Here is a 15,769-nt window from a genome sequence, read left to right on the forward strand (position 1 = left end):
CTCCCGGAAGCCCTCCGGCGTGCGTACGCTTGCCGGCAGATGCCGAGGAGGAGGTTGCGCGTGTTCGACAACCTGGGCGCGTTCGAGGTCGGTGCGCTGCTGCTGCTCGCGTTGCTGATCTTCGGCGACCGGCTGCCGGCGGTCATCAGCGACGGCCTGCGGATGGTGCGCAACCTGCGCAACATGGCCCGGAACGCCACCACCGACCTGAGCCGCGAGTTGGGCACCGACATCCAGCTGGAGGACCTGCACCCCAAGGCGTTCATCCGCAAGCACCTGCTCAGCGAGGAGGACGAGCAGGCGATCCGGAAGCCGTTGCAGGGCATCTACGACGACCTGCGCACCGACGTCACCGGCGTGCACAAGGATCTGAAGGACGTGGCCGCCGCGGCGGACCTGCGCTCCGGAGCCGCCCCGGCCGCCACGCCGCCCCGGCCCCGCAGCTACGACCTTGATGCCACCTGACCCCCGGTCCGCAGGTGGCGGGGGCCAGGTGGGGGCGTCGGTCAGCGGCCGGCGGGCTTGAGGCCGAGGGGCTTGCCGAGCAGCGACTCACGGCGTACGGCCAGCCGGTCGGCGACCGCGTCCAGCGCCTTCGCGGCCGGGGCCCCCGGCTCGGCCAGCACGATCGGGGTGCCGGCGTCGCCGGCCTCGCGGACCCGGGTGTCCAGGGGGATCTGCCCGAGTAGCGGCACCTGCGCGCCGATGGTCCGGGTCAGCGACTCGGCCACCGTCGCCCCGCCACCGGAGCCGAAGACCTCCATCCGGGAGCCGTCCGGCAGCTCCAGCCAGGACATGTTCTCGATGACGCCGACCACCCGCTGGTGGGTCTGGAGCGAGATCGCGCCGGCCCGCTCGGCCACCTCGGCGGCGGCGGCCTGCGGGGTGGTGACCACCAGGATCTCCGCGTTCGGCAGCAACTGGGCCAGCGAGATCGCCACGTCGCCGGTGCCCGGGGGCAGGTCGAGCAGGAGGACGTCCAGGTCGCCCCAGTAGACGTCGGCGAGGAACTGCTGCAACGCCCGGTGCAGCATCGGGCCGCGCCACACCACGGCGGCGTTTCCGGCGGTGAACATGCCGATCGAGATGACCTTCACGCCGTGCGACTGGGGCGGCATGATCATGTCTTCCACCCGGGTCGGGCGGGCGTCCGCGCCGAGCATCCGGGGCACCGAGTGGCCGTAGATGTCCGCGTCGACCACGCCGACGGAGAGCCCTCGGGCGGCGAGCGCCGCCGCCAGGTTGACCGTCACGCTGGACTTGCCGACGCCGCCCTTGCCACTGGCCACGGCGTACACCCGGGTCCGGGAGCCGGGCTGGGCGAACGGGATGACCGGTTCCTCGGCCGAGCCGCCGCCGCGTAGCTTCGCCTGCAGCGACTGCCGCTGCTCGGGGCTCATCACGCCGAACTCGATCTCGACCCCGGTGACCCCGGGCACCGCGCCGACGGCGGCGGTGATGTCGGTGCGCAGCTTTTCCTTCAGCGGGCAGCCGGCGACGGTGAGCAGCAGCTCGACCCGGACCACGCCGTCGTCGCCGACGACCGCCGAGCGGACCATGCCGAGATCGGTGATCGGCCGGCGGATCTCGGGGTCGTCGACGGTGGCCAGCGCGGCCTGGACGGCGTCGGAGACGGTGCTGACGGGTGCTGACATGCCGGCAATGCTACGTCGGCGCCCCTCCGCGACCACGGGCAGCGGGGGTGGTGTGAGCGAGTCGGCGGCCCGCCGGGGAGGCGCCGGGTCGGCCGTGCGCCGGGGCGGTTCAGGGCGTCCGTGCCGTCGGACGGTGGTCGTCCGGTTCCGGCGGCACCGGGTACGCCGGTCAGTCCGTGTCCGGTCCGTCCCGGGGCTCGTCGAGGGGTTCGGGGCGCTGGCCGGTCTTCTCCTGCTGCCGCCGTTCGAGCCGGTGCCGGCGCTGCTGGGCCTCGTCCAGTTCCTCGGCCAGCCGGGCCAGTTCGGAGCGGAGGAAGTCCCGGGTGGCGACCTCGCCCATGGCGATCCGCAGGGCGGCGATCTCCCGGGCGAGGTACTCGGTGTCCGCCTTCTGTGCGGTGGCGCGACGGCGGTCCTCCTCGAGCGAGACCCGGTCCCGGTCGGCCTGCCGGTTCTGCGCGAGCAGGATCAGCGGGGCCGCGTAGGACGCTTGGAGGGACAGCACCAGGGTCAGGAAGGTGAAGGTGTACGGGTCGAAGCGCAGGTCGGCCGGGGCCAGGGTGTTCCAGCCGAACCAGGCCGCGATCACCACCGTCATGTAGACGATGAAGTTGGCGGTGCCCATGCCCCGGGCGATCCCCTCGGACCAGCGTCCGAACGCCTCCGGGTCGAACCGGGGCAGTTTGATCTTGCGGGGCTCCGCCGGCTGGTCCAGCCGTTCGGCGCGGCGCTGCTCAGCCATGCCCACCGTCCGTCAGCCGGTCGCCGGCCGGCTCCCCGGGCCGGTCCACACCCGGCGAGTCGGACCGGTCCGCCGCCGCGTCCCGGTCCCGCCAGTCCCGGGGCAGGGAGTGGTCCAGCACGTCGTCCACGGTGACCGCGCCGACCAGCCGGTTGTTGCGGTCCACGACGGGCATGGCGACCAGGTCGTACGTGGCCATCCGGCGGGTGATCTCCGGCAGGGGGGTGGTCTCGCGCAGCGGGTCGATGTCGTTGAGCACGACCCCGCCGAGCAGGTCGGCCGGGGGCTCCCGGAGCAGACGCTGGAAGTGCACCATCCCCAGGTAGCGCCCGGTCGGGGTGGTCATCGGGGCACGGGCGACGAAGACCTGCGCCGCCACGGCGGGGGAGAGTTGCGGCTCCCGGATCCGGGCCAGCGCCTCCGCGACGGTCGCGTCCGGCGGGAGGATGACCGGCTCGGAGGTCATCACGCTGCCCGCCGTACCCGGGGTGTACTTCAGCAGCTGGCGTACCGGGTCGGCCTCGTCCGGTTCCATCAGGTCGAGCAGCAAGTCCTGTTCCGGCGGGGGCAGCTCGTTGAGCAGGTCGGCGGCGTCGTCCGGGTCCATCTCCTCCAGCACGTCGGCGGCGCGCTCCCGGCCCAGGGCGGAGAGGATCTCGACCTGGACGTGCTCGGGCAGCTCGCTGAGCACGTCCGCCAGCCGCTCGTCGTCCAGGGCCGCCGCCACCTCGTTGCGACGCAGGTCGGGCAGGTCCTGGAGGGCGTTGGCCAGGTCGGCCGGGCGCATGTCCTCCAGGACGGCGAGGAGGTTGGCCGTACCCCGGGTGTCGGCGAATCCGGTGAGGCCTCGGACCTTGTCCCAGTCGACCTGGTGCAGGTGCCCCCGGCGGGTGAGCCGGCCACTCTGCTCCCGGATCGCCACCCGGCTGAGCGACCACTCACCGCCCCGGTAGCACTCCATCGCCACGTCGACGACGGTGCCGGACTGACCGTTCGGGTCGAGGTGCACGCGGCGGTCGAGCAGCTCCTGGAGGACCAGCAACTCGTTGGGACGCTTCTCGAAGCGACGCAGGTTGAGTGTGCCGGTGCCGAGGACGACCGCTTCCGCGTCGAGCGAGGTGACCCGGTTGATGGAGAGGAAGATGCGTCGGCGCATCGGCATCTCGGCGACCAGTCCGATCACCTCGGGCGGGCGGTTGGTCGGCCGGAGCCGGGCCACCGCGTCGCGTACCCGTCCCACCTGGTCGCCGTTCGGATCGAAGACGGCCACCCCGGCGAGTCGGGCGATGTAGACCCGGGTCGGCGTGCTCACGCCGACCAGCCTATGCGCCTAGTGTCTATCAACATGTCGACCTTGGCCTACGAGATCGTGGACGTCTTCACCGACCGCCCGTTCGCCGGCAACCCGCTGGCCGTGGTGTTCGGCGCGGAGGGGCTCGCCACCGAGCAGATGCAGACGCTCGCGCGGGAGTTCAACCTTTCCGAGACGGTGTTCGTGTTGCCCGCCACCCAGTTCGGCGCGACGTACCGGGCCCGGATCTTCACCCCGGCGGCGGAGCTGCCCTTCGCCGGCCACCCGAGCGTGGGCGCGGCGGTGACCGCGTGCCGACGGGGCTGGTTCGACACGGGTCAGGTCACCCAGGAGTGCGGGGCGGGGGTGCTGCCGGTCGAGGTGACCGGGACGGGCGCCACCCTGACCGGCGGCATGCCCACGTTGGGACCGGAGCTGGACGTGGAGCCGCTGCTGGAGGTGGCCGGCCTGCGGGCCGCCGACCACGCCGGGCCGGCGCCCCGGGTGGCCGGCTGCGGGCTGGAGTTCCCCTACCTGCCGGTCCGTCCGGACGCGGTGGCCCGCGCGCGGGTCGACGCGAGGGCGGCGGAGCGGTACGGAGTGGAGCATGTCAGCGTCTTCTCCTGGGACGCCGGTACGCAAACCGCCCGCTCCCGGGTCTTCGTGCCCGGACTGGGGGTACCCGAGGACCCGGCCACCGGCTCGGCCGCCCTCGGCCTGGGCGTGTGGCTGGTCGCCAGCGGCCTGCTCCCCGGCGACGGGCGGTCGTCGTACACCGTCGAGCAGGGCTACGAGCTGAACCGCCCGTCCGTGCTGACCTGCACGGTCACCGCGGCTGGCGGCGTCGCGCTGGGCGCTACGGTCAGCGGCCAGGTGATGCCGGTCGCCCGGGGCGAGATCAACGTTCCGCCGTTCCTCGGCTGACGCCCCCGCGCGACGTCGACGGCGAGGTGGATCTCCCGAAGCCCGCGACCCCGATTCCGAGTGGCGGTCCGGCGCGCGGGTGGGGGCGGGGTAGGGCAGGATCTGCGGGTGTGAGCGACGAGGTGGAGGAGCGGGCGACCACGCCCCTGGTCGACGAGGCACTGAAGAAGGCCGCCGTGGCCTGGGTCCGGGTGTCGGACGGCCCGGCGCTCGCGCTCTGGTGCGTACCTCTGGAAGGTGCCCTGTTCGTGGTGAGCGGCCCGGGGGAGCAGACGGCGCCCGGCCTGGCCGGGGCGACCGAGGCCGAGGTGACCCTCCGGGGCGACCACGGCGGACGGATCGTGACCTTCCCGGCGCGGGTCTCGCGGGTCGAACCGGAGAGCGAACCGTGGGCCTCGGTGGCCCCGGCGGTGGCCGGCAAACGGCTCAACGCCTCGGGCTCCGCCACCGACGTGGTGCGTCGGTGGGCCGCGGACGGCTGCGCGTTGAGCCGGTTGGAGCCGGCGGGCACGCCGCTCGCCGGGTCCGCGCTGCCGGACGACTCGTTGGCCGAGCCGCCCCGGGACACCCCCGCCGTCCGGCAGACCCGCAAGCCCTTCCGCCTGCACCGGGTACGCCGCCGCTGACCGCGCGGCAACGGGCCGGGCCTGTGTGAGGATCGTCTCCCGTGCAGTCGTCACCGCAGCATCCGCCTCTCGACCCACTGACCAGCGGGGCGGTCGTGCTGGCCGTCGCGGCGGTCTCCTCGTCGGCACCGCTCATCGCGTTCGCGACCGCGCCTGCGCTGGCCATCGCCTTCTGGCGGAACCTCATCGCCACCGGTGTCGTCGCGCCGTGGTCGCTGGTGCGCCGCCGCGCCGAGTTCCGGGTCCTGGCGTCGGCCGCCGGACGGCGCGAGGGCTGGTACTGCGTGCTCTCCGGGGTGGCGCTGGCCGCGCACTTCGCCACCTGGATGCCGAGCGCGCAGCTCACCTCGGTCGCTGCGGCGACCGCGTTGGGCGCCACCCAGCCGGTGTGGCAGGGGCTGATCGCCCGCTGGCAGGGCCGGCGGCTGCCGGGCACGGTGTGGGCCGGCATCGGCATCGCGGTGCTCGGCGCGGTGCTGGCCAGCGGTGCCGACATCGCCGTCTCCGGTCGGGCCTTCGCCGGGGACCTGCTGGCCGTCGCGGGGGCGATCTTCATCGCCGGCTACACCGCCCTGGGCGAGCGGGCCCGCGCCACGCTGAGCACCACCACCTACACCACGATCTGCTACAGCGTCTGCGCGGCCGTCCTGCTGGTGGTCTGCCTGGTCGGCGGGGTACGGCTCGGCGGGTACGACACCGACACCTGGCTGGTGATCCTCGCGCTGGTCGCCGGGGCGCAGCTGCTCGGGCACTCGATGTTCAACTACGCGTTGCGGCGGGTCTCGGCCACCACCGTGAGCGTGCTGATCCTGCTGGAGGTGCCGGGTGCGGCGTTGATCGGCTGGCTCTGGTTGGGGCAGTTGCCGCAGCCGCTCGCCCTGCCCGGTCTGGGTGTGCTGCTGGCCGGCACGGTCGTGGTGGTGCTGGGCGGAGCGCGGGCCGGCCGGCGGCCCCAACCGGTGCCGTTGCCCGGGGAGGTGGGGCCGCCGCCGCCGGCCTGACGGCGGATCACGCGGTTCTGTCACCCGCTCCGTGCTGCGCCGGGGTCGGCAGGGCCCCCACACCTGGGTGACCCTGACCGACCCCGGGAGCAATACGAATTCCGTCCGGTCCGAGTGCCGGCCGGGACGTGGTCAGGAGCTGACCTCGTCGGCCATCCCGGCCCGGTCGGCGGTGGTGGCCGACTCCTTCTCCCGCGTGGCGAGATACTGCCGGACCGACCAGACCACCGCCGCCGCCCAGGCCACCGTCACGACCGCGTAGCAGACGTACCGGACGGTGTCCGGGGCGGCGACCCACTCGCTGCGCAGCAGCGTACGGCCGTTGGTGAGGATGATCATGCCGCCGACCGCCGAGCCGAGCACCCGGGGCGGGACCTTCCGGACCAGCCACGCCGCGATCGGCGCGGCGGCCATGCCGCCGAGCAGCAGGGCGAGCACCCAGCCGTAGTCGATGTTCTGTGAGCCGAGCCCGACCAGGAAGCCGAGGCTGGCGGCGACCGCCACCAGGAACTCGCTGGTGTCGATCGAGCCGATCACCCGGCGCGGCTCCATCCGGCCGCTGGCGAGGATGGCGGGGGTACCGACCGGCCCCCAACCGCCACCACCGGTGGCGTCGACGAAACCGGCGACCAGACCCAGCGGGCCGAGGAACCGCTTGCGCAGCGGCAGCCCGACCCGGCCGGTGGGCAGTCCGGCGACGGTGAAGCGGATCAGCAGGTAGAGGCCGAGGGTGAGCAGGATCAGCGACATGATCGGAGCAGCCGCCGCGGTGGAGATGCTGGAGAGGAAGGTCGCGCCCAGGAAGGCCCCGAGGGCTCCCGGTACGCCGACCCGGCGCACCACCCGCCAGTCCACGTTGCCGAATCTCCAGTGGGCGGCACCGGAGACGAGCGTCGTGCCGATTTCGGCCAGGTGAACCGTCGCGGACGCGCTGGCGGCGCTGGTGTTGATGGCGAGCAGCAATGTGGTGGATGTCACTCCGTAGGCCATCCCGAGGCTGCCGTCAACGAGTTGGGCACCGAAGCCCACCAGAGCGAGCAGGATAAGTTTACGCACTTTTAACCGCCGATCATAAAGAGGTAATCAGAGTTAGCGGCCTGGACACGAGAGTGCTCCGGCAATCCCGTCGGGGCCGGAGGGCCGAGCATTCGTGCTGGTGGCGGGGGTGTTGCCACGGTGGTGCGGCGAGTTCCGGGGGTGGAGCGAATCGGCGATCACCACACGTGGCGGCTAAAACGATCGTTAAAGGTCGAATCGGTCGGCTGGTGATCTGTGACAACGACCACTTATCACCAGGTGGGAGGCGGGCGGAGGGGAGCTGTCCCGGTGTCCCGGGATGGTCCTGCGGGTCGTCGGCCGGCCGAATCGGCAGGTGGTGGGCCGCGTCGGTCCGGCTGGTCAGGGCATCGGGTCGTCCGGGTGTCTCACCTCGCTCTCGCGTAAGTCAGAGCAATTCGATAGGGAATGGCGGCTACGCGATGGAAAGGGATCGTCCACGGCCGCCGGTCGCCCTGACAAGAGCCCGTCCGAATATTGAGACAGGTTGATGCGTCAAGTGTTTCTCGTCTATCCGGGGGCTCGGGGGCCGATTGTTTCGTGAGTAATTAACAACCCTCTTCTTGCCCGTTCCGGGTCAGCCTCTAGCGATCCTCGACCGACTCTCGTTGGTTCTTCCTGGCAGCGGTTGAGGCAAATCCCGCCTGCTCAGTAGGAATTCCGAGGCTTGTTCGCGTTCGCGCTGGAGTTAATCATTCGGCAACAACCTGCCACTAGCTTGTTACGGAGCGCAACATCGATTCATGCGAATTCGGTTCTGGTCACTCGCGGTTTGACCGATCCAGCCCGTCGCAACGCGAGACCCTCGCGAACGAAGTGGGAGCCCGATGAGTACTGCAACGTACACGCGCGACCTCGTCATGGTCGTCAACCCCGGCGGCGCTGTGGAGCCCGCCCCACGACTGGCCGCCGCCGCTCGTGCCGGCGGTGGGTTGGGAGTGTTGGACCTGGCGGGCGGCGACGACTGGGTGCTGCGCGCGCTCGCCCAGGCCGTCGCCTGGTCGTCGGGGCCGCTCGGGATACGGGTACCGGCCGGGTGCCAGGCCACACTGGACGAGGTGGAGCGGGTCGCGCCCGGCGGGGTCGACCTGGTCGTCCTGACGTCGGACTCGTCCTGGACGGTGGCCGAGACCACTCCGCGCTACCGGGTACTGGTCGAGGTGGCCAGCCGGGAAGAGGCACACGCCGCCGCCGGGGCCGGCGCGCACGGCCTGATCGCCCGGGGCATGGAAGCCGGTGGGCGGGGCAGCGACCTCAGCTCTTTCGTCCTGCTCCAGCAGCTCGTCGCCGACGAGACCCTCGACCTGCCGGTCTGGGTGGCCGGTGGCGTCGGCCCCCGCACCGCCGCCGCCTGCCTGGTCGGCGGCGCGGCCGGCGTCGTGCTGGACAGCCAGCTCGCCCTGATGCCCGAGTCCGAGCTGCCGACCGACGTACAGGCCGCCGTCCGGCGGATGGACGGCTCCGAGACGGTGCTGGTCGACGGCGTCCGGGGCATCCGGCGTGGCGGCCCGCACGACGAGGCCTCCGAGCTGGTGCCGATCGGCCAGGACGGCTGGCTCGCCAGCGTCTTCGCCGAGCGCTGGCCGGACACCGCCGCCGCCGTCCGGGGCATCCGGGGCATCATGCTCGACGCCGCCACCGACGACGCCGCCGGTGAGGTGCTGGCGCCCGGATCGCCGCTGGCTGTGGACCTCGGCATCCGGGTGCCCGTCGCCCAGGGACCGATGACCCGGGTCAGCGACGAGCCCGGCTTCGCCGCCGCCGTCGCCGAGGACGGTGGCATGCCCTTCGTCGCGCTCGCCCTCAACGGCGCGAACCAGACCCGCCGCATCCTCACCGAGACCGCCGCCCGCCTCGGCGACCGGCCCTGGGGCGTCGGCGTGCTCGGCTTCGCCCCCGAGGAGGTGCGCGAGGCGCAACTGGAGATAATCCGGGAGCTGCGTCCGGCCTGCGCGATCATCGCCGGTGGCCGGCCCCCGCAGGCCAAGGCGCTTGAGCAGCAGGGGATCACCACGTTCCTGCACGTCCCGTCGCCGGGACTGCTGCGGCAGTTCCTGCGCTCCGGGGCCCGCCGGTTCATCTTCGAGGGCGCCGAGTGCGGCGGCCACACCGGACCCCGGGCCAGCTTCCCGCTCTGGGAGGCCCAGCTGATGGTGCTCGAGGAGTACCTCGACGCCGAACCGACTGCGGCCACGGCGCTCCAGGTCTTCTTCGCCGGCGGCATCCACGACGCCCGCTCGGCCGCGATGGTCGCCACCATGGCGTCGCCGCTGGCCCGCCGGGGCGCGCGGATCGGTGTCCTGATGGGCACCGCGTACCTCTTCACCGCCGAGGCGGTGGAACACAACGCGGTCCAGCCGCTCTTCCAGCGCGAGGCGATCGCCGCCGAGCGGACCGCGCTGCTGGAGACCGCCCCCGGGCACGTCACCCGGTGCCTGCCCACCCCGTTCGTCGACGACTTCCACCGGGTCCGCGACGAGCTGCGCGAGTCCGGGGTGGAGAGCCGCGAGGCGTGGCAGGAACTCGAGAAGCTCAACATCGGCCGGGCCCGGATCGCCAGCAAGGGCATCGTGCGCGAGGGCGACACGCTGCGCTCGGTCGACGAGGACACACAGGCCGCCGAGGGCATGTTCATGGCCGGGCAGGTGGCGGTGCTGCGCGACAGCGCGACCACCATCGCCGGGCTGCACGACTCGGTCAGCGCCGGAGCCCGCGCGTACCACGGGAACAGCGTCGAGGCGATCCGGGACCGGCTGTCCCCGCCCGCCGAGGTCGAGGAGGCGCCCGCGCCGTTGGACATCGCCATCGTCGGGATGGCCTGCATCCTGCCCGGCTCACCGGACCTGGAGAGCTTCTGGCGTACGGTGCTCAGCGGCGCGGACGCCGTCGGCGAGGTGCCCCCGCAGCGCTGGGACACCGACCTCTACTACGCCCCGGAGGTCGGCCCCGGGCAGACCGGCCGGATCAGCGTCTCGAAGTGGGGCGGCTTCATCGAGCCGGTGCCCTTCGACGCGATCGGTTACGGCATCCCCCCGGCCGCCCTGGCCAGCATCGACCCGACCCAGTTGCTCGCCCTGGAGATCTCCCACCGGGCGCTGGTCGACGCCGGGTACGCCTACGACGCCCCGGGGGTCGACCACTCCCGTACCGGCGTGGTGTTCGGCGCGGAGGCCGGCAGCGACATGGGCCACGCGCAGACCCTGCGCACCATGCTCCCGGCGTACCTGGGCGACGTGCCCGCCGAGATGGAGGAGCTGCTTCCCACGGTGACCGAGGACAGCTTCCCCGGTGTCCTGGCGAACGTCATCGCCGGCCGGGTGGCGAACCGGCTCGACCTGGGCGGCCCCAACTACACCATCGACGCGGCCTGTGCCTCGTCGCTGGCCGCCATGGACGCCGCCTGCAAGGAACTGGCCAGCGGCGACAGCGACATGATGATCTGCGGCGGCGCGGACCTGCACAACGGCATCAACGACTACCTGATGTTCACCTCCGCGCACGCGCTCTCGCCGACCGGCCGCTCCCGCCCGTTCGACTCGACCGGTGACGGCATCGCCCTCGGTGAGGGGGTGACCTGCATCGTGCTGAAGCGGCTCGCCGACGCCGAGCGGGACGGCGACCGGATCTACGCGGTGGTCAAGGGCCTCGGCGGCTCCAGCGACGGACGCGCCCTCGGCCTCACCGCGCCCCGGACGGACGGGCAGCGCCGGGCCCTGGACCGGGCGTACCGCCGCAGCGGCGTCTCGCCCCGCGAGGTCGGCCTGGTCGAGGCGCACGGCACCGGCACGGTGGTCGGCGACCGGACCGAACTGGAGACGCTCACCCGGATGTTCGCCGAGGCCGGCGCGGAGCCCGGGAGCTGCGCGCTCGGCTCGGTGAAGTCGCAGATCGGGCACACCAAGTGCGCCGCCGGCCTGGCCGGCGTGATCAAGGTGGCGCTCTCCCTCTACAACGGCATCCGCCCGCCGACCATCCACCTGGAGCGGCCCAACCCGGCCTGGCACCCGGAGCAGAGCCCGTTCGCCTTCTACACCGAGGCCCGCCCCTGGGCGGTCCCGGCGCGGGAGCGGATCGCCGGGGTGAGCGCCTTCGGCTTCGGCGGCACCAACTTCCACACCGTGCTCGCCGCGTACGGCGACGCCCCGGAGCCCCGGCACGCCCGTCGGACCTGGCCGGCGGAGCTGTTCTGCTTCCCCGGCGTCGACCGGGCCGCGGCCCACCAGGCGATCGTGCAGTTCGCGGACCGGCTGGCCGCCGACGGGGACCGGGACCGCCCGGGTCGGCTGGCCGAGCTGGCCGCCCAGGTCGCCGGGGAGGCCGCCGGACGGCGCGGACCGACCCGGGTCGCGATCGTCGCCCGGGACGTGACCGAACTGGACACCCTGCTGCGGCGGGCCCTCGCCGGTGAGCACGACCCCGCCCGGGGCCTGGTGCAGCCGGACGGGGACGCCGACCCGGGCAAGGTGGCCTTCCTCTTCCCCGGCCAGGGCAGCCAGCGCCCCGGTGCGCTCGCCGAACTCTTCGTCACCTTCCCCGAGCTGCGGCACTACCTGGAACTGGACCGCGACGCGGCGGAGCTGCTCTTCCCGCCGACCGCCTTCGACCAGGAGAGCCGCAGGCGGCAGGAGGACCGGGTCCGCGACACCCGGGTCGCCCAGCCGGTGCTGGGCATCGGCGGCCTCGCCGTCGACCACCTGCTGCGCCGCCTCGGCGTCCGGCCGGACATGACCGGCGGGCACAGCTACGGCGAACTCGTCGGACTCTGCGTCGCCGGTGCGTTCGACGCCCGTACGCTGCTCGAACTCAGCCGGGAGCGGGCCGCGGCGATCCTCGGCGCGACCGGCGAGGACCCGGGCACCATGGCCGCGGTCAGCGCCACGCCCGAGCAGGTGGCCCAGGTGCTGGCCAGCGCCGGGCTGACCAGCGAGGTGGTGCTCGCCAACCGGAACGCGCCGAAGCAGATCGTCGTCTCCGGCCCGACCGCCAAGGTCGAGGCGGCGGTGGTGGCGCTCAAGGAGGCCCGGATCTCGGCGAAGATCATCTCGGTGGCCTGCGCCTTCCACAGCCCGCTGGTGGCCGGTGCGGTGGAGCGCTTCGCCGAGGTGCTCGCCGACCGGCGGATCAGCGAACCGAACATCCCGGTCTGGTCCAACCTGACCGCCGCCCCCTACGTCGACAACCTCGACCAGCTCCGCCAGCAGCTCGCCGAGCAGATCGGGGAACCGGTCCGCTTCGTCGAGCAGATCGAGGCGATGTACGCCGCCGGTGCCCGCACCTTCGTCGAGGTCGGCCCCGGCCAGGTGCTCAGCAAGCTGGTGAAGGCGGTGCTCGGCGACCGGCCGTACCGGGCCGTCGCCACCGAGCGCGGACCGGCCGAGGGGCTGCGCGGATTCCTCATCTCGGTCGGCGAGATCGCCTGCGCCGGCGTACCGGTCCGCACGGACTGGCTGTTCCACGGACGGGTCAGCGGCCGGCCCCGCAACGCCGCGTCGCACCGCCGTCCGGTCTGGACGGTCGACGGGCAGCTCGTCCGCGACCAGAACGGCGACTGCCTCCCCGGTGGCATGACCCCTCCCCGAATCGTCAAGGAGTTGCCGATGAGCCCCTCGAACGGTGCCCACGTCCCCACCTCTGCCCCCGCTCCCGCCCCCGTCCAGCACGTCGTGCAGGACATCCGGGGCGAGCTGCTCGGCGAGTTCCTGCGGACCACCCGGGACATGATCGCCTCGCAGCGGGACATCATGCTCGCCTTCCTCGGCGACGGTGGCAGCGGCGGACGCCTGGTCTGGCAGCCGGCCGAACCGCACCGGACCGACGGGTACCCGAACGGCTCGGCGATGGCCCCGGCCGCGCCCGCGCAGATCGCCCCGGCGCACATCGTCCCGGTGGCCGAGCCCGCGCCGGTTCCGGCGATGGCGGTCTCCACCAACGGCGGGTCCGCGATGACCGCGACGGCGACCACGTACGCCCCCGCGCCCACCGTCGCACCGCCCGCACCCGCTCCGGCCGCGCCGGCCGGTCCGTCGGTGGCGGACTTCCAGAACGCGATTCTGGCGGTGATCAGTGAGCGGACGGGTTATCCGGTGGATCTGATCGAGTTGGATCTGGATCTGGAGGCGGATCTGTCGATCGACTCGATCAAGCGGGCTGAGGTGGCTGGTGAGGTCGCGTCTCGGCTGAGTCTCGCGGTGGAGGGTGACGAGTCGGAGCTGGAGGACCTGGTCAAGGCGCGCACCGTGCGGGCCATGGTCACCTGGCTCGACCAGCGGATGGGCAGCACCGCCGTGACGGTCGCCGTCGCGTCGCCGGTGGCGGTTCCGGCTGCTCCGGTGGGTGGTGCGTCGGTGGCGGACTTCCAGGCCGCGATTCTGGCGGTGATCAGTGAGCGGACGGGTTATCCGGTGGATCTGATCGAGTTGGATCTGGATCTGGAGGCGGATCTGTCGATCGACTCGATCAAGCGGGCTGAGGTGGCTGGTGAGGTCGCGTCTCGGCTGGATCTCGCGGTGGAGGGTGACGAGTCGGAGCTGGAGGACCTGGTCAAGGCGCGCACCGTCCGTGCCATGGTGACCTGGCTCGAGGCGAAGATGTCCGCCACCGTCACGGTGTCCGCGCCGTTCGCCACCGCGCCCGCCGTCGCGTCGCCGGTGGCGGTTCCGGCTGCTCCGGTGGGTGGTGCGTCGGTGGCGGACTTCCAGGCCGCGATTCTGGCGGTGATCAGTGAGCGGACGGGTTATCCGGTGGATCTGATCGAGTTGGATCTGGATCTGGAGGCGGATCTGTCGATCGACTCGATCAAGCGGGCTGAGGTGGCTGGTGAGGTCGCGTCTCGGCTGGATCTCGCGGTGGAGGGTGACGAGTCGGAGCTGGAGGACCTGGTCAAGGCGCGCACCGTGCGGGCCATGGTCACCTGGCTCGACCAGAAGATGAACGCCACGGCCGCCCCGGTCGAGGCGGCACCGACCCCGGCCGCCGCCCCGGCCGCGGCCGAGGAACTGGCGAACCCCGGCATCCCCCCGAAGCGGCTGGTGCCCCGGGAGTCGGTCCGGCCCGCGTCCCTCGGTGACCCCGCCGAACTCCTCGCCGGCAAGCAGTTCCTGATCACCGGCGGCGGAGCGGTCGGGGCTTACCTGGCGGAACTGCTCAGCGAGTACGGCGCGGGCGGCCAGGTCGGCGTCCTCGACAGCGAGCAGGCCGACCAGGGCTTCGACGGGTTCCTGCTGCTCGACGGCCTCACCCGCACCGAAGGACCGCTGCTGCCGTCGGTGTTCCCGCTGGTCAAGCGGGTGCTGGCGACCAACCCGCGCTGGCTGATCGGGGCCGGCGCGCCGGCTGCCGGCGGCACCGCCGACGGTATGCCCGGCCTGTTCCGCACCATCGCCCGGGAGTACCCGGAGCTGACCGCCCGCTTCGTCGAGCTCGAAGCCGAGGCGGATCCGGAGGTCCTGGCCCTGCAACTCCTCGACGAACTGCTGACCGTCGGCGAGGAGAAGCCCCCGGTCGTCGCCCGGCGTGGCGACGAGCGGTTCGTCGCCGACCTGGTCCAGGTGGACCTGGGTGCCCTGGCCTCGCGGGGAGCCGGCCCGGCCGGTGACGGGGCCTCGGAGGTCGCCGCGCTCGGCCTCAGCCACGAGTCGGTGGTCGTCCTGATCGGCGGGGCCCGGGGCATCACCCCCTGGTTCGCCCGCACCCTCGCCTCGGCCGGCCGGTGCCGGATCGAGCTGGTGGGTCGTACCCCGAGGCCGGCAGGTCCGGAGGACGCGGCGCTGGCCGCCGCCCGGGACAAGACCGAGCTGCGCGCCGCACTGGTGAAGCAGGGGCTGCGCGCACCGGCCGAGATCGAGCGCCGGGCGCAGGCCATCATGGCCGGCCGGGAGGTCGAGGCGACCATCGCCGAGCTGACCGAACTCGGTGGCGAGGTGCGCTACCACACCCTCGACGTGCGGGACGCGGACGCGACGAAGGCCCTGCTCGCCCAGATCCACCAGCACCACGGACGGCTCGACGGCCTGGTCTACGCGGCCGGCATCATCGAGGACAAGCTGATCGCCGAGAAGGACCCGGCGTCCTTCACCCGCGTCTTCGACGTCAAGGTCAACGGGGCCCGGGCGGTGCTCGCCGGCCTCGACGAACTGCCCGGCCAGCCGAAGTTCGTGGTCTTCTTCGGCAGCATCGCCGCCGCCTACGGCAACCGGGGCCAGTCCGACTACGCTGCCGCCAACGACGCCCTGGACACCATCGGCACCCGCTGGTCGACCCAGACCGGGATCCGCTGCCTGACCGTCCACTGGGGCCCGTGGGCCCCGGGTGCCGGCCACGGCGGCATGGTCACCGCCGAGCTGAGCCGGGAGTACGCCCGCCGCGGCATCGGCCTGATCGACCCGGAGGAGGGCGCGCTCAGCCTGCTCCGTGAGCTGGCCTGGGCCGAGCCGGGCGACACCTCCGTCGTCTACACCGCGTCGGGGTGGTGACCG

9 protein-coding genes are annotated in these 15,769 nt (G+C 72.8%); 5 read left to right on the forward strand and 4 right to left on the reverse strand.

Annotation, left to right across the window (positions count from 1 at the left end; all coding sequences use genetic code 11):
* Window positions 1-60 precede the first annotated feature (60 nt).
* On the forward strand, window positions 61-465 hold the full coding sequence (locus ACIBJE_RS28510) for a preprotein translocase subunit TatB (RefSeq protein ID WP_396753361.1): 405 nt from the start codon (window positions 61-63) through the stop codon (window positions 463-465).
* A gap of 41 nt (window positions 466-506) precedes the next feature.
* Here the strand turns inward: ACIBJE_RS28510 and ACIBJE_RS28515 are convergent, their stop codons facing one another.
* From ACIBJE_RS28515 to ACIBJE_RS28525, 3 genes are all read right to left on the reverse strand, one after another.
* On the reverse strand, window positions 507-1,655 hold the full coding sequence (locus ACIBJE_RS28515) for an Mrp/NBP35 family ATP-binding protein (protein WP_396753362.1): 1,149 nt from the start codon (window positions 1,653-1,655) through the stop codon (window positions 507-509).
* A 169-nt stretch (window positions 1,656-1,824) separates the two neighbouring features.
* On the reverse strand, window positions 1,825-2,397 hold the full coding sequence (locus tag ACIBJE_RS28520) for a DUF1003 domain-containing protein (RefSeq protein WP_396753363.1): 573 nt from the start codon (window positions 2,395-2,397) through the stop codon (window positions 1,825-1,827).
* A complete protein-coding gene (locus ACIBJE_RS28525) occupies window positions 2,390-3,709 on the reverse strand; it encodes a magnesium transporter MgtE N-terminal domain-containing protein (protein WP_396753364.1) in 1,320 nt (439 codons plus the stop codon). Before ACIBJE_RS28525 ends, ACIBJE_RS28520 begins: the two co-directional genes overlap by 8 nt.
* Window positions 3,710-3,742: 33 nt before the next feature.
* On the opposite strand from ACIBJE_RS28525, the gene ACIBJE_RS28530 reads away from it, so the two are divergent.
* From ACIBJE_RS28530 to ACIBJE_RS28540, 3 genes are all read left to right on the forward strand, one after another.
* Window positions 3,743-4,612 (forward strand): PhzF family phenazine biosynthesis protein, encoded by an 870-nt coding sequence (locus ACIBJE_RS28530; protein WP_396753365.1) that lies wholly within the window; start codon window positions 3,743-3,745, stop codon window positions 4,610-4,612.
* A gap of 110 nt (window positions 4,613-4,722) precedes the next feature.
* The gene (locus ACIBJE_RS28535; RefSeq protein ID WP_396753366.1) at window positions 4,723-5,238 is read left to right on the forward strand and encodes a hypothetical protein; all 516 of its coding nucleotides are present in this window, start codon (window positions 4,723-4,725) and stop codon (window positions 5,236-5,238) included.
* A gap of 41 nt (window positions 5,239-5,279) precedes the next feature.
* The gene (locus ACIBJE_RS28540; RefSeq protein ID WP_396753367.1) at window positions 5,280-6,239 is read left to right on the forward strand and encodes a DMT family transporter; all 960 of its coding nucleotides are present in this window, start codon (window positions 5,280-5,282) and stop codon (window positions 6,237-6,239) included.
* 132 nt (window positions 6,240-6,371) lie between these two features.
* Here ACIBJE_RS28540 and ACIBJE_RS28545 read toward each other — a convergent pair whose 3' ends face one another.
* Window positions 6,372-7,295 carry a sulfite exporter TauE/SafE family protein gene (locus ACIBJE_RS28545; protein WP_396753368.1) on the reverse strand — a complete coding sequence of 308 codons (924 nt, stop codon included), beginning with the start codon at window positions 7,293-7,295 and terminating at the stop codon, window positions 6,372-6,374.
* An 827-nt stretch (window positions 7,296-8,122) separates the two neighbouring features.
* Here ACIBJE_RS28545 and ACIBJE_RS28550 point away from each other — a divergent pair.
* Window positions 8,123-15,766, forward strand: coding sequence for an SDR family NAD(P)-dependent oxidoreductase (locus tag ACIBJE_RS28550; RefSeq protein WP_396753369.1), 7,644 nt, complete (start codon window positions 8,123-8,125; stop codon window positions 15,764-15,766).
* Window positions 15,767-15,769 lie beyond the last annotated feature (3 nt).

This window comes from Micromonospora sp. NPDC050187 (genome assembly GCF_044459745.1).
Taxonomy (GTDB): domain Bacteria; phylum Actinomycetota; class Actinomycetes; order Mycobacteriales; family Micromonosporaceae; genus Micromonospora.